Source organism: Teredinibacter turnerae T7901 (assembly GCF_000023025.1).
Lineage (GTDB): Bacteria > Pseudomonadota > Gammaproteobacteria > Pseudomonadales > Cellvibrionaceae > Teredinibacter > Teredinibacter turnerae_B.
This window is the reverse complement of the sequence record NC_012997.1, coordinates 4,631,181-4,654,002: the sequence shown is the minus strand read 5'-3', so window position 1 is coordinate 4,654,002 and position 22,822 is coordinate 4,631,181. Positions and strand designations below refer to the sequence as shown.

At 49.1% G+C, this 22,822-nt stretch carries 21 protein-coding genes and 1 pseudogene; all 22 read left to right on the top strand.

Annotated elements, in window-relative coordinates; translation table 11 throughout:
• Nucleotides 1-5 precede the first annotated feature (5 nt).
• The 22 genes and pseudogenes from TERTU_RS18705 to TERTU_RS18590 all read left to right on the top strand — a co-directional run bounded on the left by TERTU_RS18705 (nt 6) and on the right by TERTU_RS18590 (nt 22,818).
• A complete protein-coding gene (locus TERTU_RS18705; protein ID WP_015820507.1) occupies nt 6-1,022 on the top strand; it encodes an ion channel in 1,017 nt (338 codons plus the stop codon).
• A 216-nt stretch (nt 1,023-1,238) separates the two neighbouring features.
• Complete coding sequence (locus TERTU_RS18700) at nt 1,239-1,886, top strand: YjfK family protein (protein ID WP_015819111.1); 648 nt, start codon at nt 1,239-1,241, stop codon at nt 1,884-1,886.
• Between the two features lie 88 nt (nt 1,887-1,974).
• A complete protein-coding gene (locus tag TERTU_RS18695; protein ID WP_015819572.1) occupies nt 1,975-2,223 on the top strand; it encodes a hypothetical protein in 249 nt (82 codons plus the stop codon).
• A 12-nt stretch (nt 2,224-2,235) separates the two neighbouring features.
• On the top strand, nt 2,236-2,652 hold the full coding sequence (locus TERTU_RS18690) for a DUF350 domain-containing protein (RefSeq protein WP_015818144.1): 417 nt from the start codon (nt 2,236-2,238) through the stop codon (nt 2,650-2,652).
• 13 nt (nt 2,653-2,665) lie between these two features.
• A complete protein-coding gene (locus tag TERTU_RS18685) occupies nt 2,666-3,295 on the top strand; it encodes a DUF1190 domain-containing protein (RefSeq protein WP_015818613.1) in 630 nt (209 codons plus the stop codon).
• A gap of 3 nt (nt 3,296-3,298) precedes the next feature.
• The gene (locus tag TERTU_RS18680) at nt 3,299-4,468 is read left to right on the top strand and encodes a glutathionylspermidine synthase family protein (RefSeq protein ID WP_015819983.1); all 1,170 of its coding nucleotides are present in this window, start codon (nt 3,299-3,301) and stop codon (nt 4,466-4,468) included.
• Between the two features lie 260 nt (nt 4,469-4,728).
• A complete protein-coding gene (locus TERTU_RS18675; protein WP_015818882.1) occupies nt 4,729-5,592 on the top strand; it encodes an urease accessory protein UreD in 864 nt (287 codons plus the stop codon).
• 85 nt (nt 5,593-5,677) lie between these two features.
• Nucleotides 5,678-5,980 (top strand): urease subunit gamma, encoded by a 303-nt coding sequence (gene ureA, locus TERTU_RS18670; protein ID WP_015820988.1) that lies wholly within the window; start codon nt 5,678-5,680, stop codon nt 5,978-5,980.
• Between the two features lie 47 nt (nt 5,981-6,027).
• The gene (locus tag TERTU_RS18665) at nt 6,028-6,351 is read left to right on the top strand and encodes an urease subunit beta (protein WP_015817468.1); all 324 of its coding nucleotides are present in this window, start codon (nt 6,028-6,030) and stop codon (nt 6,349-6,351) included.
• Entirely contained in the window at nt 6,344-8,047 is a 1,704-nt protein-coding gene (ureC, locus tag TERTU_RS18660) for an urease subunit alpha (RefSeq protein ID WP_015818623.1), read from the top strand. Before TERTU_RS18665 ends, ureC begins: the two co-directional genes overlap by 8 nt.
• 68 nt (nt 8,048-8,115) lie before the next feature.
• Nucleotides 8,116-8,580, top strand: a complete 465-nt coding sequence (gene ureE, locus TERTU_RS18655) for an urease accessory protein UreE (protein ID WP_015820460.1) — start codon at nt 8,116-8,118, stop codon at nt 8,578-8,580.
• A gap of 6 nt (nt 8,581-8,586) precedes the next feature.
• Nucleotides 8,587-9,252 carry an urease accessory protein UreF gene (locus TERTU_RS18650; protein ID WP_015816868.1) on the top strand — a complete coding sequence of 222 codons (666 nt, stop codon included), beginning with the start codon at nt 8,587-8,589 and terminating at the stop codon, nt 9,250-9,252.
• A 103-nt stretch (nt 9,253-9,355) separates the two neighbouring features.
• Entirely contained in the window at nt 9,356-9,970 is a 615-nt protein-coding gene (ureG, locus tag TERTU_RS18645; RefSeq protein ID WP_015820328.1) for an urease accessory protein UreG, read from the top strand.
• A gap of 440 nt (nt 9,971-10,410) precedes the next feature.
• Nucleotides 10,411-10,995: a hypothetical protein gene (locus TERTU_RS22270; protein ID WP_228378197.1), complete on the top strand. Its 585-nt coding sequence runs from the start codon at nt 10,411-10,413 to the stop codon at nt 10,993-10,995.
• 89 nt (nt 10,996-11,084) lie between these two features.
• On the top strand, nt 11,085-11,693 hold the full coding sequence (locus tag TERTU_RS18635) for a HoxN/HupN/NixA family nickel/cobalt transporter (protein ID WP_228378329.1): 609 nt from the start codon (nt 11,085-11,087) through the stop codon (nt 11,691-11,693).
• A 259-nt stretch (nt 11,694-11,952) separates the two neighbouring features.
• Nucleotides 11,953-13,251: an urea ABC transporter substrate-binding protein gene (gene urtA, locus TERTU_RS18630; RefSeq protein ID WP_015819736.1), complete on the top strand. Its 1,299-nt coding sequence runs from the start codon at nt 11,953-11,955 to the stop codon at nt 13,249-13,251.
• Between the two features lie 170 nt (nt 13,252-13,421).
• Complete coding sequence (gene urtB, locus TERTU_RS18625; RefSeq protein ID WP_015817423.1) at nt 13,422-15,113, top strand: urea ABC transporter permease subunit UrtB; 1,692 nt, start codon at nt 13,422-13,424, stop codon at nt 15,111-15,113.
• A 2-nt stretch (nt 15,114-15,115) separates the two neighbouring features.
• Nucleotides 15,116-16,282 (top strand): urea ABC transporter permease subunit UrtC, encoded by a 1,167-nt coding sequence (gene urtC, locus TERTU_RS18620; protein WP_015817387.1) that lies wholly within the window; start codon nt 15,116-15,118, stop codon nt 16,280-16,282.
• Complete coding sequence (urtD, locus tag TERTU_RS18615; RefSeq protein ID WP_015816794.1) at nt 16,279-17,061, top strand: urea ABC transporter ATP-binding protein UrtD; 783 nt, start codon at nt 16,279-16,281, stop codon at nt 17,059-17,061. The genes urtC and urtD overlap by 4 nt, the downstream gene beginning before the upstream one ends.
• 77 nt (nt 17,062-17,138) lie before the next feature.
• The gene (gene urtE, locus TERTU_RS18610; protein WP_015817175.1) at nt 17,139-17,834 is read left to right on the top strand and encodes an urea ABC transporter ATP-binding subunit UrtE; all 696 of its coding nucleotides are present in this window, start codon (nt 17,139-17,141) and stop codon (nt 17,832-17,834) included.
• Between the two features lie 563 nt (nt 17,835-18,397).
• Nucleotides 18,398-19,363 (top strand): annotated as a pseudogene (locus TERTU_RS21515) (IS5 family transposase).
• A 170-nt stretch (nt 19,364-19,533) separates the two neighbouring features.
• Nucleotides 19,534-22,818, top strand: coding sequence for a hypothetical protein (locus TERTU_RS18590; RefSeq protein WP_015820568.1), 3,285 nt, complete (start codon nt 19,534-19,536; stop codon nt 22,816-22,818).
• The last annotated feature ends 4 nt before the right edge of the window (nt 22,819-22,822 follow it).

The following is a 22,822-nucleotide window of genomic DNA, read 5'->3' as shown; positions in this document are numbered from 1 at the left end:
GTTTTATGCTGCTTTACAAGTTAAGGCGACGCTTGTTCGCCTTATTTCTGGATGCCAATCCGCTGGGGCTGCTGGTAGTGGCCCTGGCGTATGTGTTTTTGTCATACCTGCTACTGGTACTCGCCGGTGAACAGGATCTCACTTCCCCCGATGTTTTTATTTACTGGCTGGTGGTTACTGCGTCGACCGTCGGCTATGGCGATTACTCTCCCTCCACTTTTAGCGGGCGTTTGATAACGTCGTTTTTCGTGATTCCCGTCGGCTTAAGTTTGTTTGCCGTCTGTGTGGGCAAAGTGGGGTTTTATATTTCTGAAATTCTGACCAAAGGTAAAAAGGGGCTGCGTATGTCCAGGGCGTCGAACCACTGCATAATTATTGGCTGGAACGGCCCTCGCACCATGCGGCTGATTAACCTGCTGCGCTGCGAGCAAAACAGCCGTGACGAACGCATTTTGCTGGTGAATGATCAAGCCATGGACAACCCGTTACCCGCAGCGGTGGATTATGTTCAGGTGGATGGCTTTACCGACCCGAATACCATGGTGCGCGCGAATCTTGGCGAGGCCTCGCGGATTATTATCGACACACCGCTGGACGACGTTACTTTATCGACTGCGCTGTTTTGTCATCGCCAAAACGAAAACGCGCATATAACGGTATATTTTAAGGACGAGGCGCACGAAGGCCTGTTGAAGTCTTATTGCCCATCGGTTGAAGTTGTACCCTCAGTGTCTATCGAAATGTTGGCGCGGGCGTCTCTCGATCCTGGCTCTGCCAGTTTGCACCAATGCCTGTTGGACCCGGCGGTGGACGCAAGTCAGTTTTCCATGGTGTATTCAGCACCAGATCCCACGGCATTTGGCGAACTGATTACCCGTATGCGAACCAGGCATCAGGCCATTGCTATCGCGGTTAAAAAAGCCGATGCGGACAAATTGGATATTAATCCCCCGGATTCCACTCAAATCATTCCGGGCGATATTGTTTACTACATTGCAGACAATCGCATAGCCGGGCTGTAATTTGGCGTGTCTTAGCTATTAACTTGGCAATGAAAATTGCGAAGTTAATAGGCGGGGCAGGGATGCACCGCCATTGCCCGATGGGCAATGTAAATCATTGAAATATCAGAAAATTCACACATTTTCGTCAGTATTTCAAGGGGGCGCGATTAATATAGATAGGATCATCTATTTAATCGCCGAGTTAATAGCGAGTTAAGAGAAAGGATTTACCCTATGTTTAATCTGTTCAAAAAGAAAGAGAGTAAACCACAAGGACCGGTTAGCCCCGAAGTTATGGGGTTGCGACTGGGTTGCTCGTTCGAGTTGGATGCTCTGCACCTGAAGTTGCTCGACCCGCACCTGGTAACCGAGCGTATCAATCCCACGCAGGTGATTGAAGCGGTAGGCCGTGTAGACCTTGATGACACTACGATTTTGCGGTTTTACACCGACGATGAAGCTTTCCTGCAGGTGGTTGTACAAGGAACGCTTGAGGAGGACAATGTCATCGATGTTAAACTTTTCCATTTTTACGATACGATGGACGTTTCCTCGCAATCCGAATGGGATCAGCTTTTAAAGCAGAAAATTGGTGTTCCCAACTACGAGTTACAGGGCCATGCTTACGCGCGGGTGTGGCAGTCGGCCAGTGAATATCACGCGCCGGTGGCAATGACAGAAAAGACGTTTGCCGAAAACGGCACTGTTTCGCGAACCGACCAGTTTATGATGTTGTTCGAGCGTCATGTGGACGCAGACAATACCGAGTCGTTGTTGCTCTCTGCTGAAGAAGTGATCGACGAGCACAATAATGTGAGCCGTTGTCTGGTGATCAGCACCGGTATAGTCGTAGCGCCATCGCAAATTACGATTCACGGTTAGTGTTAACAGCGCCCTACCTGAAAGCGCTTTGATCGCATACGGCTTATTGTGGCGGGATAAAACGATAATAATGAGGAGTTAAGAATTCATGTCTCGGCGTAAACGATCAGGCAGCAGCGTATTAGCGGATAAAAAAGACTCGCCGGATTTGTCCAATCTACTCACCATTGGAGTGATTATCTATTTCGCTTCGGGCATTGTGGGCGTGCCGCTGATGAATTTCTACAGCCGGGTTAACCCCTGGTTTATTGTCGATTCACCTGCGCTGGTGAGCTTTCTGCTGTTTAGTGCCATAACCATCTGGATACGGCGCCGTTTTTTTAATCTTAAATTTTAATTGGGGAAGGCTATGGAACACACCATGTTGCTTTTAAATGGGTTGTTAAATTTCGTTATCTATTTTGGCGTGGCGGTTGTTTTTTTGATGGTTTTCAAAGCGGTGTACGTACGTGTTACACCGCACGACGAATGGAAATTGATCAAAGAAGACAAAAATACCGCTGCCGCTATCGCCTTTAGTGGAGCCATCATCGGCTTTGCCCTGGCGGTCGCGGGGGTGGTAAAAAATTCGGTTAGCTTGTTCGATTTTACTGTGTGGGCGACAGTTGCATTGGTTGCGCAGCTGGTTGCGTTCGCTATCGTGCGGTTTGCTTTTATGCCAAAAATCGTTGAGCGGATTGAACAGAACGAGATAAGCGCTGGAATCATGGTGGCGAGTGTGAGCGTGGCTATAGGCTGTTTGAATGCCGCCTGCATGACCTATTAAGGAGGCTACCAAAATGAAACGAAGTCAGCATGTATTGCTACCCCGTTTACGCAAAGGGGTATTTCCTGCGAAGCGCTTGGCCGTGGCCATTGCCGCCGTCGTGGCTGCCGGCTGTTCTATGAAACAGGAAGCAAAAATATTTACCTCTGTCGACGAGTGTGAAAGCGACGCTAATTACACCCAGGAAGAGTGCGCCGCAGCCTACGAAAAAGCGTTGGAAGACGCGCGCAAAACTGCGCCTCGCTACTCCTCCCGCAGCGATTGTGAATACGAATTCGGGCCTGGCAGTTGCCAGAGCTATTCTTCCGGGCCCGGTATCGGCAGTTATTTTATTCCGGCGATGGCGGGCTTTATGATTGGCCAGGCGCTGCAACACCGCAGTAACGGTTATTATGGGCCTGCTTACAACCCCGTGTTTTATCACTACGACGGTGGCTACAATCGCAATCGCGCGCCCGTGTGGACAACTGCCGATGGCACCTCCTTAGGCAACGGCAATAAACGCTCAGTCAATGTCGGCAAGTCAACGTTTAATCCCAAGCCTGCCGTCACGCGTACCGTGTCGCGCGGTGGTTTTGGGTCGACCGCTTCCGCTAAGTCTTCCTGGGGTGGCTCATCGCGCAGCGGTGGCTGGGGAGGCTAAGGGTTGATTCGCATACCGATTCGAGAACGGCCAAACTGGGAACAAAAAGCAGCGGAGTACGGGTTTAAGTTTCACACCATGTACGGCGAAAAGTACTGGGACGAAACCGCGTATTACCAGTTCACCCTGGCCCAAATTGAAAACGATCTCGAACAGCCCACCGAAGAAATCCACCAGATGTGTTTACATGTGGTGGATCGCGTGGTGAACAGCGAACCCCTTCTGCAACGATTTAAAATTCCCCAGGCGCACTGGGATTTGGTGCGCGATTCCTGGCAGAGTCGCGAGCCTTCACTCTATTCCCGTCTCGATTTTGTCTACGACGGGAAAAATCCGGCGAAATTACTCGAAAACAACGCGGACACCCCAACCAGTTTGTACGAGACGGGGTTTTGGCAATGGCTGTGGCTGGAAAATAATGTCGATGCCCGTCAGCTGCCGCGCCATGCGGATCAATTTAATATTCTGCAGGAAAAACTGGTTAACCGGTTTATCGAGCTCCAAGCCCACAATCCCGATACGGTCCTCCACCTCGCCTGTTGTCGCGATTCAGAAGAGGATCGCGGCACCGTGCAGTATTTGCAGGATTGTGCTGAGGAAGCGGGGATAACCTGTTGTTTTATTTATATGGACGACATTGGTGTCGATGCGCAGGGGCGCTTTACCGACCTGGACGACCAGCTCATTCAATGGCTGTTTAAGCTCTATCCCTGGGAATTCATGCTGCAGGAGGACTTCGCTCAATACCTGAGTACAAGCCAAACCCGTTGGCTGGAACCCGCCTGGAAAACCATCCTGTCAAACAAAGCGCTACTGCCCCTGCTCTGGCAGATGTTTCCAGAGCACCCGAATTTATTACCCGCCTATTTTAGCGAGGCAGAGGCCAAAGCCACATTGCTGCATGGCTACGTTAAAAAGCCGCTGTTCTCCCGTGAGGGCGCTAATATTACGTTAGTGCAAGGGAAAGACGCGGTATTACAGAGTGACGGCCCATACGGCGAAGAGGGTTTTATTTATCAAGCCTTGAATCCGCTGCCCGCGTTTGGCGATAACTACACGCTGATTGGCAGTTGGCTGATCGATAACCAGGCGGCAGGTATTTCCATTCGTGAAGACCGCAGCCTGATAACGCGCGATTTAAGCCGTTTTATGCCGCACGTTATTGTTGATTAATGCCAGAGACCGAGAAGCGCCAATACTTCCCTTAACATGGCAATATTGGTCGATTCTGGTGCTACGGCCCGCGCTTCAGACCTTAAAGTGTGCTTACTTGCTTGTCGCTCCTAGACGCGGCAAGGAGTTTGCTAAGACTTACGCCACATTAGACAGCACTTCCCGCGAGATCACGTGTTGACGTGAAATACTTGCGATAATAAGTATTATTATGGTGCGTAAAAATCGATTTGCGTTAATATGGTGCAATTTATCAGCTTATGAACTGTGTGGCGACTCAACAATCATCTTTGCGCCACTGGCTGGCGAGTATCCAGCTGCGCCTACAGCAGCGAGCCGGTAGCACTCGTGTGGTATCCAGTCGCCATCAAGGCCCATTGCGCGTGCAGCGGCCGTTTTATCCAGAAAGGTCTGATTGCTGCCATGTGTATCTGCTCCACCCGCCTGGCGGCATGGTTATTGGTGATGAGCTAACCATCTCGGCCGAGCTGGATTCAAATGCCAGCGGCTTAATCACAACACCGTCCGCAGGCAAAGTCTACGGCGCGAAAGGTGCTGCGTTTTCACAGCGACAAACCATCGAATTTCACCTTGCCGAAAATAGCACCCTGGAGTGGCTGCCGCAGGAAACCATTGTGTTCAACACCGCCAATGCCGAGCTGAAAACCCGGGTTAATCTTGCCGCAGGAGCGCGGTATTTCGGTTGGGATATTGTGCGACTTGGGCGAATTGCCAGTGGCGAAACATTTCAGCAAGGTTATTGCGAGCAGCGGTTGGAAGTTTATTTTGATAACAAACCCTTATTGATAGAGCGCAATCGAGTGGCAGCTGGCGAACCGCTGCAATCGGGTGTTTACGGTTTACAGGGGCGCAACACCTTCGCGACTCTGGTGGCGACCTGCCAGCCAGGGCGCGATGCGATCGATAAATTATGTGAAACCCTGGATGGCATGTCTCCTGGCGCCGACTGCTGGGGTTTAACCCAAAAGGGCAGCCTGTTTATTGCCCGTTACCTGGGGGATGATGTGGCGCTGTGTCGCAGAGGGTTTGAATATATCTGGCGTTATTTGCGGCCATTGTTTAATGGTAATGAAGCCGTGCCTCCGCGAATTTGGCGTACATAGAATTGTGAGTGCGTTGCGAGCGCATTACTTTTAACAAGATAACGATTCGCCGCCGACTGAACTATTTTTATTTGAGGAAAGCTACATGGAACTCAGTCCGAGAGAAAAAGACAAGCTCTTGATTTTTACCGCTGCGCTGCTCGCAGAACGTCGCAAAGAAAAAGGTCTGAAACTGAATTATCCGGAATCTATCGCACTGATTTCTGCGGCTATTATGGAAGGAGCACGGGAGGGTAAAACTGTGGCAGAACTGATGGACTTTGGCCGCACGATATTGTCCCGTGACGATGTAATGGAGGGGATTGCAGAAATGATTCACGATGTGCAAGTGGAGGCAACGTTTCCCGACGGCACCAAGCTGGTTACTGTTCACGAACCCATTGTTTAACTGGCGACAACATTTTTGCCTTTACACGCTCTGCGAGGAACACAGCCATGATTCCAGGGGAATACGATATAAAAGACGGTGAGATTACACTTAATGAAAATCGCAAAACGCTCACCCTCACCGTCGCTAACACAGGCGATCGACCTATTCAGGTCGGATCGCACTACCACTTTTTTGAAACCAATCCCGCGCTCTCGTTTTCTCGCGATGCTACGCGTGGCTTTCGCCTGAATATTGCGGCAGGCACCGCGGTTCGTTTCGAGCCGGGTCAGGATCGGGAAGTGGAGCTGGTTGAAATCGCTGGCGATAAAACCGTGTACGGGTTTCGCGGTGAGATCATGGGTGAATTGGAAGGGGGAAGCCATGAGTAAAATTGATCGCAAAGCCTACGCCGATATGTTCGGTCCGACGGTGGGCGACAGAGTCCGCCTCGCCGATACCGAGCTGTGGATCGAAGTAGAAAAAGATTTCACGATCTACGGTGAAGAAGTGAAATTTGGTGGCGGTAAAGTGATTCGTGACGGCATGGGCCAAAGTCAGGCGTCCTGTGCGGATACCCCGGACACAGTGATCACAAATGCGCTGATACTCGACCACTGGGGTATCGTAAAAGCCGACGTTGCTATTAAAAACGGCCGCATCGCAACCATCGGAAAAGCGGGTAACCCGGATATTCAGCCTGGGGTCACCATTGAAGTCGGGCCGGGCACAGAAGTAATCGCTGGCGAAGGACAAATTCTAACGGCCGGGGGTATTGATGCACATATTCATTTTATTTGCCCGCAGCAAATAGAAGAGGCGCTCACGAGCGGTGTTACTACCATGATTGGTGGGGGCACTGGGCCTGCGACCGGTACCAATGCAACAACCTGCACACCTGGCCCATGGCATATTCAAAAAATGCTGCAGGCCGGTGAAGCTTTCCCTATGAATCTGGGCTTTCTTGCCAAGGGTAATGCGAGTTTGCCAACCGCGCTTAACGAGCAAGTGGAAGCCGGGGCGCTGGGTTTGAAACTGCATGAGGACTGGGGCACAACACCGGCCGCTATTGATTGCTGTTTAACCGTGGCGGAAAACTACGATGTGCAGGTGGCCATCCATACAGATACGCTCAACGAGTCTGGTTTTGTCGAAGACACCCTGGCGGCCTTTAAAGATCGCACCATACACACCTACCACACCGAGGGCGCAGGCGGTGGGCACGCGCCGGATATTATTAAAGCCTGCGGTTCGGACAATGTACTGCCATCGTCAACCAACCCTACGCGGCCATACACCGTTAACACGGTGGATGAACACCTGGACATGTTAATGGTTTGCCACCACCTGGACCCAAACATTCCAGAAGATGTGGCTTTCGCTGATTCGCGTATTCGCAAAGAGACCATTGCCGCGGAAGATATTCTTCATGATTTAGGTGCATTCTCGATGATCTCATCCGATTCTCAAGCGATGGGCCGTGTCGGGGAAGTGGTTTGTCGCACCTGGCAGACAGCACATAAAATGAAAGTGCAGCGCGGGCCACTGGCGGAAGACAGCAGCTACAGTGATAACTTTCGCGCGCGTCGCTATATTGCCAAATACACGATTAACCCGGCTCTCGCCCACGGTATTGCCCACGAAGTGGGGTCAGTGGAAGTGGGTAAGCTGGCGGATTTAGTGCTCTGGAAGCCCGCTTTTTTTGGGGTGAAACCGTCGCTGATTATTAAAGGCGGCGCTATTGCTGCCGCGCCTATGGGTGATCCTAATGCGTCGATTCCCACTCCTCAGCCAGTGCACTACCGCCACATGTTTGGTGCGTTTGGCCGCGCCTGTACCGGTACGTCTGTCAGCTTTGTTAGCCAGGCGGCATTAGATGCGGGAATTGCCGCTAGCTATCAATTGGAGCGCCGTTTGGTCGCGGTGAAAAACTGTCGCTCGGTCAAAAAGAAAGATATGGTGCTCAACCATTACCAGCCGGTAATGGAAGTTGACCCGGAAACCTACGAAGTGCGTGCCGACGGCCAGCTGCTTACCTGCGAACCCGCCGAAGTTCTGCCCATGGCTCAGCGCTACTTTTTATTTTAATGTGTTAAACAGTTGGCTGCGCGTCGCATCCAGAATTTCGATGTGGCGTTGCTGCCAAGAGAAAAATTATGTTGGAAGCTTACGAAAAAGCTGAACCCGGCCCCGAGTTGGAAGTGACTGATCGCGTGGTCGTGAGTTTTGACGACCGCAAAAAAAGTCGCCATCGTGTGACCACAGAGCGTGGCGTTGAATTGGGATGGTTCCTGGAGCGAGGTCTGGTGCTCGTCGATGGCGAAATTCTCAAATGCACCGACGGCACCTTTGTTCGTGTTTGTGCGGCAGATGAATCCGTCAGCGATGTGCACAGTGATAACACGCTGTTGCTCACGCGCGCGGCATATCACTTGGGTAATAGGCATGTACCACTGGAAGTGGGGGCTGGCTATTTGCGCTATCAGCACGACCATGTTCTGGACGATATGGTGCGCGGTTTGGGGTTACACGTCGCTGCAGCGCGCGCACCGTTTAATCCGGAAAACGGTGCCTACCACGGCACTGGCGGTCATCATCACCATCATCATGACCACGAATAAACGTGTATGAATAACCAACTGCTGCACTTGATGCACCTGGTCAGCCCAGCTTTACCGGTGGGTGCTTACGCCTATTCGCAGGGCTTGGAATATGCGGTTGATAGCGGCTGGCTTGCCGAACCCGGTAAATTACAACAATGGATCACCGGTGTGCTTGAGCACAGCGTCGGCCATCTTGATCTTCCTGTTCTGCTGCGTCTCTATCGAGCCTGGGATGCAGCAGCACTTGATGAAGTTGACCGGTGGAATGATTTCGTGCGCGCAAATCGAGAGACTGCAGAGTTGCTGTTGGAGGACGAACAGCTGGGCTTAGCCTTACAGCGATTATCGGTTTCGTTGCAAACCAAGGGTGCAGACACGCCGTTGTCATCTCCTCCCTGTTTTGTCACACAATTTGCGCTGGCAGGTGTGCGCAGACATATTGCTGAAGAAGATTTACTATACGGGTTTGCCTGGAGCTGGCTGGAAAACCAAGTTGCCGCGGCTACTAAAATTGTGCCGCTTGGGCAAACGCAGGCGCAGCAAACGCTGGTTGCCATGATGGAGAAAATTCCCGCCGTGTGCGCGCATGCACTGCGTTTGCAGGATGAGGAACTCGGCGTTGGCCTCCCTGCTTTAGCTATGGCGTCGAGCCGGCACGAGCGCCAATACTCGCGTTTGTTTCGGTCATGAGCCAGTGTACTAGGCTTGTGCTGTTACTGTGCTCCACGTTCAGAAATGTTTTACCTGCCTGAGTAACGTAGCGGGCCATGAATTCACAACAAGATAAAATTTTATGAATGTAAAAAAACCTACACTTCGCCTTGGTATCGGCGGCCCTGTTGGCTCTGGTAAAACCGCGCTGGTAAAAACTCTCTGTGCCGAATTGAAAGACAAATACAATATTGCGGTAATCACCAACGACATTTATACCCGCGAAGACGCGGAGTTTTTGTTGCGCCATGAAGTGCTGGCTGCGGATCGCATTATGGGTGTGGAAACTGGCGGTTGTCCGCATACGGCAATTCGCGAAGATGCCTCGATGAATTTATCGGCGGTGGCCGAGTTGCAAGGGCGTTTTGCAGGGCTGGATGTTATTCTGATTGAAAGCGGTGGCGATAATCTTGCTGCGACGTTTAGCCCAGAGCTATCCGATCTTACCTTGTACGTCATCGATGTTTCTGCGGGCGATAAAATTCCGCGCAAAGGCGGGCCGGGTATTACTAAATCCGATTTATTAATTATAAATAAAATAGATCTTGCACCTTTGGTTGGGGCGGACCTGGGTGTTATGGATCGAGACGCAAAAAAAATGCGTGGCGACAAACCGTTTGTGTTTTCGAATTTGAAAGATGGGACCGGTGTGAAAACCATTGTGGAGTTTATCGAACGGGCGGGTATGCTCGAGTAGTAGCAGTGTTCAACTTACTTTTACAGGTGGGCGTCGTATAGCATCACAGCTTTATTGGGGGGTATTTGTGCGTTGCGTATGCGATACAGCCCCAAAAAGAGGGATAGATGGCTATGCTGGTAATCCATATTGGGCTCCATAAGTCTGGCACCACCTTCTTGCAAAAAGAGGTTTTTTGCAACCTAAGCTTAGGGTTTAGTTGTCCCAAGGGCAAAGATGCACTTGCGGCGACACACGAATTTGTTAACCGCGAGCCTACAACGTTTGACCCTTTATTAGTACGTAAACGTTTTGCGCCACTTTTAGAACACGCTGACCGCGAGGGGCTGGTGCCTGTAATAAGCGATGAGCGCTTGTCATCAATACCGGAGCGCGGCCGGTACCATCTGCCATATATGCTGGATTGTCTTAACCAGACTTTCGGTGAGTACAAGTTGTTAATGACCATTCGCGAACAAGCCGCAATGGCAGAGGCATTGTATCGGCAGATTATTCGGTCAGGGGACAATATCGATATCGAACAATTTATGGGTACAGGGCTGGAGCAGGAGGGCTGGACATCCCGCTGGCAGCCGAGTTTTTTTGACTACTGGCATTTATACAATTTTATTAGTCGAAAACTGGATTCCGCCAATGTTTGTGTATTGCCGATGGAGTTGATGCGCTCGGCTCCAGAAGAATATTGGCAAAGGCTTTTTAGATTTTGTAATGTCGTTGGCGGAGAAGTGTCTCACAAGCGCCACAATGATGGCCTAACCCCCTTAGCGACTAAATTATTGCGGCACACCAATGGCCTGATGCCGCGGAATAAGTTAGGCTCGAAACAGCCGAGGTTAGTAAGAAAACAGGTCGAGTTATGTAAAATTCTCGGTGAACGCTTGCCTGCAACTATTAGTGAGAAAATCTCAAAACATTGGCGTGAGGTTATCGATGCTCGCATCGGTACTCAATTTAATGAGAGTAACCGCTTATTAGGAGAAATGCTTGAGATTGATCTCGCCAGCCTTGGTTATCGAGTGGGTTAAAGACCTAAGTGTTGTGGAGTGCGCACGGTAATTTACCCATTCGCTGAAAAATACAATTTAACGTTGTCAGGAGTTTTTCTGTGGATTCGATGGCATTAACGACCTTTTTGTTTATGGGCTTTTCGCTGGGTATGGTACACGCGCTCGATCCAGACCACATTGCTGCGGTGAGCGGGTTGAGTGCCAGCGAAAAAGAACAGCACACCTGGCGCAGTATGCGGTTCGGTTTACAGTGGTCCTTGGGCCACGGCTCAGCGCTTTTGATCATCGCCCTGGTTGTCTTTCTTGCAGGGCAATCGATACCGGTTCACTTAAGTGAAGTTGCAGAGCGTAGTGTCGCATTCGTGTTAATTGCGATTGGCGCACTGGCGCTTTGGCGATTGTGGCAAGGTGGAGATGCGCCCGGCTTGAGTGCACGGTTCGGTGCTCCTGCGGTGGGCCTTCTGCACGGTACTGCTGGTTCGGCACCGCTACTTGCGCTGATACCCATCTCGCAAATCGGCCAGCCGATCGTGGGGATGTTCTACGTGCTATTTTTTAGTGCGGGAGTCTTGCTAGCGATGACGGCATTGGGGGGGGCATTTGCGCAGTCATTGCGCACACTGAAGCGCATCGATGGGCGTATTAGTGCACTGTTGCAGGGACTAATGGCGTTGTTTTCCCTTGTCTTGGGGTTTTATTTAGCATTTCAGGGGTGACGCCCTGTTTTGACGCACCAATTTAACGAGTTCATTTTAATGAAGGCACCTTAATGGTGCCTTTCTTCTTTATTTCTCCTGCCTCTCTTTCTGTGCGCGCTGCTTGACATCAAAAATATTATTGTAATTCAAAGGGTTATGCGCCAATTCTTTGTTCATTTAAGTTGGCACTCATTGTGCGTTGTCCGATGCGCTTTACCAGTCCGGGATAACTCAAAAAAAATTAACCCAACACGTTCTCTTCGGAGGAGGAAACATTATGAATAAGTTAATTAAAAAAGCGGGGATCACCCTCAGTGCGGCAGCGCTGACCTTTGGTGCTTATACGGCACAAGCCGCAGACACTATTAAAGTAGGTGTACTGCATTCTCTCTCAGGTACTATGGCTATCAGTGAAACCACATTAAAAGACACAGTTTTGATGATGGTTGAAGAGCAGAACAAGAAAGGTGGTTTGCTGGGTAAAAAACTGGAGGCTGTCGTTGTCGATCCAGCATCGAACTGGCCATTGTTTGCCGAAAAAACCAAAGAGCTGTTGGAAAAAGATAAAGTCGACGTTATTTTCGGATGCTGGACTTCCGTTTCGCGCAAGTCGGTATTACCTGTCATCGAAGAATTAAACGGTCTGTTGTTTTACCCTGTGCAATATGAAGGCGAAGAGTCCTCCAAAAACGTATTTTATACCGGCGCGGCGCCAAATCAGCAGGCTATTCCCGCTGTCGATTACCTGATGAGCGAGGACGGTGGATCTGTTAAACGCTGGGTATTGGAAGGTACTGACTACGTTTACCCACGCACGACAAACAAAATTCTTGAACAGTATCTGTTAAGTAAAGGTGTTAAACCTGCGGATATCTCCATTAACTACACGCCGTTCGGTCACTCAGACTGGCAAACCCGCGTTGCCGAAATTAAAAAGTTTGGCTCCGCAGGCAAAAAGACGGCAGTAGTATCTACTATCAATGGCGACGCAAACGTGCCTTTCTATAAAGAGCTTGGTAATGCTGGGATTTCTGCTGAAGACATTCCCGTTGTAGCGTTTTCTGTTGGTGAAGAAGAGCTCTCTGGTTTCGATACCAAACCACTGGTCGGTCACTTGGCTGCGTGGAACTATTTCATGAGTGTTGATGATGAGGCCAACGACAAATTTATTGCGAAATGGCATAAATTTATCGGCAGCGACAAGCGTGTAACCAACGATCCGATGGAAGCCACTTACATCGGCTTCAATGCCTGGGTGAAAGCCGTAGAGAAGGCAAAAACCACGGATGTTGATAAGGTACGTACAGCGATGTACGGCATCAAGGTGCCTAACCTGACTGGCGGTACTGCAGAAGTTCTGCCTAATCACCACTTTACCAAGCCTGTACTCATTGGCGAAATTCAGGAAGATGGCCAATTTGAAATTGTGTGGCAAACTGAGAGCGAAGTTCCCGGTGATGCCTGGACCGATTTCCTTCCAGAAAGTGCAAAAATCATCTCTGATTGGCAGAATCCTAAAATCAATTGCGGTAACTACAATACCGAGACCAAAAAGTGCTCCGGCCAGAATTACTAATATAGTGATTGCATAGCACAAATGCCCCGGAGCGTCGCTCCGGGGCTCTTAACTGTCTGTAGTTAACTATCTGTAGTTAACTACAGACAGAAATCTGATAGAACACACGGCTTCATGTTTAAAGGTGCATTGAACATGATTTCTCACGCCTCAAGCAAAGCGGAAATACAATGAAATATACCAAATCGACCGCGATACTTTTGCTTGTTTCGATCCTGGTAATGGCGACACATTCCTTTGCGCAAGCCCCGGTGGCCGAAGCCCAAGAGGAAAGCGTTACCGCCGAAGAGACTGTCGGGAGCGAAGCAACCGCGTTGCAGTTTGAAACATTGGTTTCACAACTTACGCAGCGATCATTCTCCAAGAAAGCCAAAGTAATTGAACAGCTGACGCAGATAAAAGATCCACGTATTTTGCCCACCTTGAAAGTCATGTTGGACGGCGATCTTTACTATCAAAAAGCGGATGACCAGATTGTAACCGTGCAAAACGCGGCTGACGGAGTTCAACCGACCAGTGTAATAACCGGGCAGTTACTGGCGCTAGTTGGAAAGCGCGATGTTAAAAAGGTCACGATTAACAATACATTGCGCCGTGAGCTGCGCAAGGCGATTGCGGTACTGGAGTTGTCGGACGTAGATAGCGATGTTCGCCGTGAATCTGCGCGCAATCTGATTAAGTCGCCTGATGCGGATTTACGAGATACGATAGCGCAGAGCGCGGCCTCTGAAACTGATAACACAGTAAAACACCTTTTGGAAGTGGCGTTAGCGCTGATTGATATCGACAGTGCCGACCCCTCTCTTCGCCTAGGCGCGACCCGTAAACTGGGTGGCGCGGTAGAGCCGGAAGCCGTCGCCGTTTTGAAACGCCTGGCGCAGCGCAACGAGCAAGGCCAGTTTGTTGAGCCGGACAATGCGGTTGCTAAACTTGCGGAAGAGCGCTTGAAGTCAGTCGAAACCAAGCTCAGCTTTTTTAAATTCAGCGAAAACTTACTGTTTGGCTTGAGTCTCGGTTCGGTATTATTGCTGGCCGCAATTGGTTTGGCGATTACCTTCGGGGTGATGGGTGTTATTAACATGGCACATGGCGAAATGATTATGCTCGGTGCCTACACCACCTTCGCCATTCAGCAACTGTTCCCGTCACTTATTGATATTTCGTTGTTTCTGGCCATTCCAGCCGCATTTTTAGTGTCCGGTTCTGCTGGCGTTTTGATCGAGCGTTTGGTTATTCGCCATCTCTACGGTCGCCCACTGGATACTCTATTGGCGACATTCGGTATCAGTCTTATTTTGCAGCAGGCGGTGCGCACCTATCGCGCAAACAATGTACCCGTTGTTACCCCGGATTGGATGAGTGGCTCCTGGCTAATTAACGGCGCTATGTCCGTGACCTTGAACCGGGTGTACATTCTGCTGTTCGCACTGTTTGTGTTGTTTATGCTCGCGCTTTTGTTGCGCAAAACGTTAGTTGGTTTGCAAATGCGGGCGGTAACGCAAAACCGGGCGATGGCGACGTCTATGGGTATCCGATCCAATTGGGTGGATGCATTGACGTTCGGTTTGGGCTCTGGCATTGCCGGTATTGCCGGTGTGGCGCTCAGCCAGATCACTAACGTTGGCCCCAACCTCGGCCAGAGCTACATTATCGATTCGTTTATGGTTGTGGTGTTTGGTGGTGTGGGCAATTTATTGGGCACGTTTGTTGGGGCCATGAGCCTCGGTGTGGTGAATAAATTTCTTGAGCCGGTAACCGGTGCAGTAATCGGAAAAATTATTGTGCTCATCTTTATTATTTTATTTATTCAATGGCGACCACGGGGGCTGTTTGCGCTCAAAGGTCGGTTTGTGGAGGATTGATCATGCTGAAACATTCTGTCCTTTACACGTTAATTATGAACGATAAGGTCGGCCGCTATGTGTTGGCCGTTTTATTGGCAGCGGCATTTCTCGTGCCTTTCCTAAACCTGGTTATGCCAGAAGGCTCTCTGCTGCATATTCCTACCTATACGGTAACTTTGCTTGGCAAGTATTTGTGTTATGCACTGTTAGCGCTTGCCTTGGACCTGGTGTGGGGATACTGCGGTATATTAAGCCTGGGGCACGGCGCTTTTTTCGCGCTGGGTGGATATGCCATGGGTATGTATCTGATGCGGCAGATCGGTGATCGCGGGGTTTACGGTAACCCGGAGCTGCCTGATTTTATGGTGTTCCTCAACTGGGATAAATTACCCTGGTACTGGCACAGCTTTGATATGTTCTGGTTTGCCATGGTGATGGTGGTGCTGGTGCCAGGGTTGCTCGCGTTTGTGTTTGGCTGGCTGGCGTTTCGCTCGCGCGTCACCGGTGTGTACTTGTCGATCATCACCCAGGCGCTGACATTTGCATTAATGCAGGCATTCTTCCTTAATGATTTTGGTTTTGGTGGCAACAACGGCCTGACGGACTTTAAGGAGATTGTCGGGTTCGATGTATCGTCCGACGGCACCCGACTTACGCTGTTCTTTATTACTGCCATCATATTGGTGTTAGCGTATATCGCTTGCCGGTTTATTACGCAAAGTAAGTTCGGCCGGGTGATGTTGTCTATTCGCGATGCAGAGAGTCGCACACGTTTTCTCGGTTATCGCGTGGAGCATTACAAGCTGTTCGTCTTTGTTTTTTCGGCTGCCTTGGCGGGTATTGCTGGCGCTTTGTTTGTGCCACAGGTTGGCATTATTAATCCCGGTGAATTTTCGCCCATTAATTCGATTGAAATTGTCATCTGGGTGGCGCTTGGCGGTCGCGGTACTTTATACGGTGCGGTTATTGGTGCCGTTGTCGTGAACTATGCGAAAACCTATTTTACCGGAGCTTTTCCGGAAATCTGGTTGTTTATGCTGGGTGGACTGTTTGTAATTGCAACAACCACTTTGCCACGCGGATTAGTGGGCCTGGCGGAAGACTTGATGGAGAAACGCAAATCCAAAACGCCGCCCTCAGGGCCAGGTGATGACTCGACTAAATCCGCTGAGGAGGTGAACGCATGACCGTGACCGAGGGCATTCATCAAGCGGCCGGTAGCAAGCCGGTGCAAAGTATTTTGTATTTAAATGGTGTGACCAAATCCTTTGATGGCTTTAAAGCGATCAACAACTTGAGCTTGGATATTGCGCCGGGCGAGCTGCGCGCAATCATCGGTCCTAACGGCGCAGGGAAAAGCACAATGATGGATATTATCACCGGTAAAACCAAGCCCGACACGGGCGAGGTTAGGTTTAAAGATAATATCGATCTTACCCGACACGACGAAGCCGATATTGCCAATATGGGAATTGGGCGCAAGTTTCAAAAACCTACAGTTATCGAGAGTCTCTCCGTGTGGGACAACCTGGAGTTGGCACTCGCGGGGAATCGCGGAATCTGGCAAACGCTTTTTAATGTAATTAAACCGGGCCAGGCGGAGAGAGTCGACGAGGTTATGACACTCATCGGCCTGAATGAAAAGCGCAATGACCTCGCTGCGAACCTATCTCACGGGCAAAAGCAGTGGTTGGAAATCGGCATGCTGTTTATTCAGGAACCGGAAGTCCTGCTGGTCGACGAGCCTGCAGGAGGTATGACCGATATGGAAACCATGCAAACCGCCAAGCTGCTTAAAGATATCGCAAAAAGCCACTCGGTGATCGTCGTTGAGCACGATATGGATTTTGTTCGCGCGCTGGAAAGTAAAGTTACCGTGCTGCACGAGGGCAGTGTGTTGGCGGAAGGCTCGCTGGATAAGGTCTCTGCAGATCAGCGGGTGATCGAGGTTTATTTGGGACGCTAACATGCTTTCCGGCATAAAAAGGCACAGCTTCTTCGTTGGCGACTGAGCTGTGTTTTTTCTTTGGAGAATAAATAACAATGCTTTCAGCAAAAAATATCGATTTGTATTATGGCGCGAGCCAGGCACTTACCAATGTGAGCCTGGACGCAGCAAAAGGTGAAATCACCTGTATTCTCGGTCGCAACGGCGTAGGTAAATCCAGTTTGATGCAAGCCATTACCGGCCGGCATCCCGCCAAAGGGGGCACCGTTATCTGGGAGGACAAAGACATCACACGTTTGCCTGCCGCGGAGCGTGCACGCGCGGGCATAGCCTATGTCCCGCAGGGCCGGCAAATTTTTTCGCAACTGACCGTCATGGAAAATTTAAAAACCGGGTTTGCCGCTTTGCCGCGCAGCGAACGAAAAATTAAAGACGAAATTTTCGATCTATTTCCTGTGCTACGCAAAATGACCCGCCGTCGTGGCGGCGACCTTTCCGGTGGCCAGCAGCAACAGTTGTCCATTGCCCGCGCGCTGGTCATGCAGCCACGCCTGTTAATCCTCGACGAGCCAACCGAAGGCATCCAGCCATCCATCATTAAAGATATCCATAATGTCATTTCAATTTTGCGTCAACAAGGAGAAATGGCGATTATTCTGGTGGAACAGTATTTCGAGTTCGCGCGGGATCTGGGCGATAAATACGCGGTGATGGATCGCGGCGTGGTGACGCTGGCAGGCGATATTGGGAGTATGAACGAAACCGAGGTGCGTAAATTTTTGACGGTGTAATGTAGGAACGTTGGATTTCTTTATCTGCTGATTTGCATGCGTGGCATATCGTCTGCTTTTTCCACATTGAATTTCTTGCCCGAAGCTGGTTGTAGATAGCCTAACACCTGGCTAGAGGTTTAATTTAAGGGGAGTGAATAGTCCGAAGAAAATTGTTATTCTTGATGCCATACTATGAATCCCTCATGGCTTGCCGAGCAGTTTTTCATGCGGAAGCGTCTTTTTTGTACAAATTTCATCTAGTTGATTTGTGTGACTTGAGGGCGGCGTTTTTTAGTAAATGTTACTTTTCTAAGTGGTTTTACATGAGAGTATCAGGTTATAATTTTTCATTTGACTAAATGCTAGCTCTTCTGTCGCCTACGGCTTGTCTGAAGTTCTGTGTATTTCTAGCGATTTTTATATATAACTAGCGGATCGAATTCGATAGAGTTTATCTTTAATAAGGTCTTTGTTTCTTCTGTAAGATATTTATGTTAATAATAATTGGCTTAGGGCAATTCTGATTAATTCTCGATTTCTGCGATAATACGGCATTACCCAAATCATGGTAACTGATCGTACTGAAACAAGCATCGCTCACTGACGGCTTTGAGAAGTTTCGCAAGAAAACCCATAAGAAACAATTTCTGGACGATATGGAAACCATCATCCCCTGGAAAGAGCTGTGCGAAGCCATCGAGCCGTTTTACCCCAACCCGCAGGGTGCAGGCCGAAGACCGATTGGTATTGAGCGAATGTCGCGTATCTATTTTTCGCAGCACTGGTTCAACCTGTCGGACCCAGCTGCCGACGAGGCCCTGTACGACTCCCGCGCCATGCGGCAGTTATTGGGGATTGACCGAAGCACCCGCGCCCGACGAAACCACGATCTGTAATTTTCGCCATATGCTGGAAGCGCATAACCTTGGGGATCGTTTGTTTCATCTGGTCAATCAGTACCTCAAGGAAAACTGTCTGAAAGTAAACAGAGGAACCATCGTTGATGCGAGCATTCTCAATGCGCCCAGTTCGACCAAAAGCAAGAAGACGCAGCGCGATCCAGAGATGTATCAATTAGGTAAAGGTAATCAGTAGTACTTAGGCATGAAGGCCCATATCGTGGGTCGACAGCAAAACCAAGGTGATTCATTCCGTTGTTGCTACGCCTGCAAATGTTCACGATTCGGTCATTCTGGGTGATCTGCTGCATGGAAACGAGACGCGTGTTTGGGGTGATTCAGCCTAAGCCGAAAAGCTTGATGTGATTGCTGATTATGAGCCACTGGCCAAGGATTTTATGAACAAAAATGGGAGTCGTTACGTCACGTTCAGTGAATCGGAGCGAGCCAAAAACCGCAATAAGTCAAAAATTCGCGCTAGGGTTGAGCACGCCTTTGGTGTGATGAAAGCTCGGTTTGGCTTCGCCAAATTTCGTTACAAAGGCTTGGCAAAAAATTCCCATCATTTATTTGTATCCTGCGCTGGTGAATTTGGTCATGGCGACAAAGTCGCTTATGCAAAAACGTAAGTTGTTATTGCAGGCGTAGTGCGCCTGCTAAACCCGTATTGGGTTCACATTACCAGCTCAATCCGGATAAAAGGCCTAAAAATGCCTCGAAAAAAAACACGGAAGGATCCTGAAAAAGTTGCGGCGCAAGCCGTGGCAGGCATCAATTATTCCGATCATCCTTAATACATTAAACTCAGGAAAATACAGATGCATATTGGTATTAAGCTTATTCGCTTGTTTGGAGTTTTCGGCATAGTGGCGTTGCTGAGTACGGTAGCGACTGCCTCAACGTTAGTTCCGGCAGATGCAAGCAGTACCAAAATCATGGTTAATTCAAATGCTGAGGCCGATTACGTGACGCTCGCAAAAGCAAATGCGTCGGGAATATCTGTCAATGTGTTCAATAATTTTTCTGTATCGGGAAAAAACCTTCGGTTTATTCATGGTGGTATGCAAGACAGTGACTACCAGCCTGCAAAGCTCATAATTATCAAATCTCCCAGTATCAATATTGCGGGAAGTCTCGAACTGGTGGGTACCACAGCTGATGTGCTGTTTATTGATAGTGATACTAGTGTAACAAGTACCATTTCCTGCTCCAACTGCAGCTTTTATAACTTCGGGAGAATAGCGTTAGCTGCGGCCACAAGCGAAAATACTGTTGCCAATGGAATGGCTGATGTTGGCAAATTATCAACCTTTAGCGGCGGTACTGTGTCCATTAATGGCCTCAAAACAAGCGGTGCCTATTCGCTCGAGGTTATCGCAGAGCGACTGTCTGCTCAAGGTGAAATAGACACCCATATTCGAGGTAACACCGATAGCAATGGAGGCTACACCGTTAGTGCACAAGGCAGCAAGCTAATCGCAGTGGCAGGAATTAACCTTTATCTGGGCTCCTCTGCGGTTTATTACGAAGAACTAAATCTGGCAGAGAATAGCAGTAGCACAACCTATAACGCAGAGCAGATTATTGGCGGTACTTGGAAGGCTGCGATGATCAACCTTATATCCAATCGCCCCGTGAAGCTCGCGAGCTCGGCGGAATTCTCTACAAAGTCGGACATGCTCGCTACGAATATGCACGAAGGCGAGTTTAATACTTTGCTGGAAGGTGTATACCTGCAAACCACCAACGAAAGTTTTGGAGATATCGTGCTGGATGGCAACATTAGTACCGATAATCTGGTTCAGGTGTTGGCACAAGGTGATCTGAGAATTAACTCGGAATTAAATGCCCATAGAGCAGACTTGTTTGCTAGTACAGGGGTGCATATCTCTACATCCGCCAAAGTGGATGCGCAAACAGCAACTATTGGAGCGGAGTGGTTCACTAACAAAGGTATGGTGACTGCTACAGGACTGAGTATCGAAACTCGTAGTACGCTTTACAATCATTTTGGTGGCAGGTTAGCAGGCGATGTCGTCACTCTGGTCTCGACGAACGGTACCGTGATCAATGGCTCGAGAACCAACAAGCTTTATGAACCTTCTGATCTTCTGGCTGTTCATCTTGATCCAGAATTTAAAGGAAACGATAAGTACGGTGTATATCAGTCGGTAAATAACGAATCAGGCGCTACCCAATCCAATGTGTCTGGCCTGATTACCGCGAATGAAATTAACATCAAGGCGAAGCGTTTTGAAAACATCAATCCATACGAAATTGCGAAGCCTGAAAGCGAAACCTGGAGTAGTGGTGTTCCGTTGGACGTGGAAAAATCGCGTCGTGTGGCTGTATTGGCGGAATCTGCGTTAAAGCTGGATGCTAGTGAATACGTATTGAATTCCTCGGCGATTATAGGGTTGAATCAGGCGGGTTCATTTGATGTAAATACACCGCTTTTAATGAATCAGAGGTATAGAGTTGAAGCGTTACTCGCGGTTTATTCGAAGGAATCCTTTGATCTGGGTGGAGCAACCGCGACGGCCTCGAGATCTAATGTAAATGAAATTGAAACCTATCTTACTGCCTATTCGCCGCCGGGTGTATTTTATTCCTACGGCAGCTTGAGTTTTAGCGACGGCATTGAGGGAAATGCGGAAAGTTCTCATTTTATAAATCAATTCTCATTTGTTGAAATATTGTCGGATGCTCATTTTCATGAATCTAAACTGCATTCATTGGGTTTGACTATGGCTGCACGACAGTTGCTGGGCTATGAGCCTGTGCGCTGCGCCGTTTATGGGTGTGCTGCTGCAACCTATCTGTCACTCATAGAATCGGAAACGCTTACCTCATTTGGTGGCAACGTTTATGGCATCTCTTCGGAGCTTACTGTTCAAACGGTTAATCAGCTAGAGGATGCTACCAAACGGGCTATCGTGGAAGCCTTTGTCGAGCAGCGGAGAATTGAAGTTGAATTTGAGCAGACCTATCACAACCCCACAGGTGTGGGTGGTGATGTATATCAGCGCCATTACCTTAGCAAGTGGGAAGTCGTATCCAGTGGTATTAGTGAATATATTGTCATTACTGTGAATCGCTGTACGAGGATTGAATATTACACAGGAAATATTAGCTCTACATGTTTGCCATATACAGAACAATATGACCTTCAGGCGATGCTCAACGAGCAGGCAGGTGATAATTTGATAAATGGCTTACCATGGACAGATAATGAAGTCGCAGCCAAGGCCAAAACATACATCGAAGGCATGGGTTATTCTGGTAGCTTGGAGCTCGCAGGATACAGTTCGATATACGGTACCTACATTCGTGAATATGTGATTTATAAAATCTCGGATGATCGTGAATACATTCAAATCGACTACGTTGAAAAGTTTCAGCCTAATAACGCTGCGTCACTAGAAGAAGCCCAGTCGCGCGCCGCAGCTTATTATAGGAAAGCAGGCTCGGTAATACTTAGGTTGGAGGAGCTTATGGGTTCAGTAGTTCCTGATGTACCAACTGACCTAAATCTAACGTATTCGCTGACTGACGGGCAAGTTACCTACAACCTGTCGTGGACTCCCATAGACCAAAGCAATATTACATACCATCTATTGACTGGTGGCAGCACCACTGGTACTACACACACCATTTCCAGATCCGTATCGCCCGGTAATACCAGCTTTAGCATAAAGGTCAAGGCCTGCAATTCTGTCACCTGCGGCGAATGGAGCAATAGTGCTACAGTGGAATTCCAGGTGCGCCCCAGCGAAGCAGATTTGGCAAATTGCCGATCTACCTTCTATAGCCGATTTAACGGCCAGTTCAAAATACCATTTGTGGGTGGCTATGGTAATTATTGTGGTATTACAACTAGAGACGGTACGGACTACTATGTTATCGCCGAGCAGCGCTTAGCCGAAGACCCTGGAAATAATATATATGCCCGATGTGAACGGGTTAAATATTTTAATCGTGATGCAATAGAGACAGCCATTCTGGACGAAACCACCTTGCCGTCTGTAAGTTTTACAGAGGGTTCGTCAGGTTACTATGTGGATTGTAAGGACTACGTTTCCTTTAGTTTGTATGCCTTGTAACCTT

Bases quoted from the DNA above. Each gene is read 5' to 3' on its own strand.
- TERTU_RS18705 (WP_015820507.1), top strand. From the start codon at position 6: ATGCTGCTTTACAAGTTAAGGCGACGCTTGTTCGCCTTATTTCTGGAT.
- TERTU_RS18700 (WP_015819111.1), top strand. From the start codon at position 1,239: ATGTTTAATCTGTTCAAAAAGAAAGAGAGTAAACCACAAGGACCGGTT.
- TERTU_RS18695 (WP_015819572.1), top strand. From the start codon at position 1,975: ATGTCTCGGCGTAAACGATCAGGCAGCAGCGTATTAGCGGATAAAAAA.
- TERTU_RS18690 (WP_015818144.1), top strand. From the start codon at position 2,236: ATGGAACACACCATGTTGCTTTTAAATGGGTTGTTAAATTTCGTTATC.
- TERTU_RS18685 (WP_015818613.1), top strand. From the start codon at position 2,666: ATGAAACGAAGTCAGCATGTATTGCTACCCCGTTTACGCAAAGGGGTA.
- TERTU_RS18675 (WP_015818882.1), top strand. From the start codon at position 4,729: ATGAACTGTGTGGCGACTCAACAATCATCTTTGCGCCACTGGCTGGCG.
- ureA (WP_015820988.1), top strand. From the start codon at position 5,678: ATGGAACTCAGTCCGAGAGAAAAAGACAAGCTCTTGATTTTTACCGCT.
- TERTU_RS18665 (WP_015817468.1), top strand. From the start codon at position 6,028: ATGATTCCAGGGGAATACGATATAAAAGACGGTGAGATTACACTTAAT.
- ureC (WP_015818623.1), top strand. From the start codon at position 6,344: ATGAGTAAAATTGATCGCAAAGCCTACGCCGATATGTTCGGTCCGACG.
- ureE (WP_015820460.1), top strand. From the start codon at position 8,116: ATGTTGGAAGCTTACGAAAAAGCTGAACCCGGCCCCGAGTTGGAAGTG.
- TERTU_RS18650 (WP_015816868.1), top strand. From the start codon at position 8,587: ATGAATAACCAACTGCTGCACTTGATGCACCTGGTCAGCCCAGCTTTA.
- ureG (WP_015820328.1), top strand. From the start codon at position 9,356: ATGAATGTAAAAAAACCTACACTTCGCCTTGGTATCGGCGGCCCTGTT.
- TERTU_RS22270 (WP_228378197.1), top strand. From the start codon at position 10,411: ATGACCATTCGCGAACAAGCCGCAATGGCAGAGGCATTGTATCGGCAG.
- TERTU_RS18635 (WP_228378329.1), top strand. From the start codon at position 11,085: ATGGCATTAACGACCTTTTTGTTTATGGGCTTTTCGCTGGGTATGGTA.
- urtA (WP_015819736.1), top strand. From the start codon at position 11,953: ATGAATAAGTTAATTAAAAAAGCGGGGATCACCCTCAGTGCGGCAGCG.
- urtB (WP_015817423.1), top strand. From the start codon at position 13,422: ATGAAATATACCAAATCGACCGCGATACTTTTGCTTGTTTCGATCCTG.
- urtC (WP_015817387.1), top strand. From the start codon at position 15,116: ATGCTGAAACATTCTGTCCTTTACACGTTAATTATGAACGATAAGGTC.
- urtD (WP_015816794.1), top strand. From the start codon at position 16,279: ATGACCGTGACCGAGGGCATTCATCAAGCGGCCGGTAGCAAGCCGGTG.
- urtE (WP_015817175.1), top strand. From the start codon at position 17,139: ATGCTTTCAGCAAAAAATATCGATTTGTATTATGGCGCGAGCCAGGCA.
- TERTU_RS18590 (WP_015820568.1), top strand. From the start codon at position 19,534: ATGCATATTGGTATTAAGCTTATTCGCTTGTTTGGAGTTTTCGGCATA.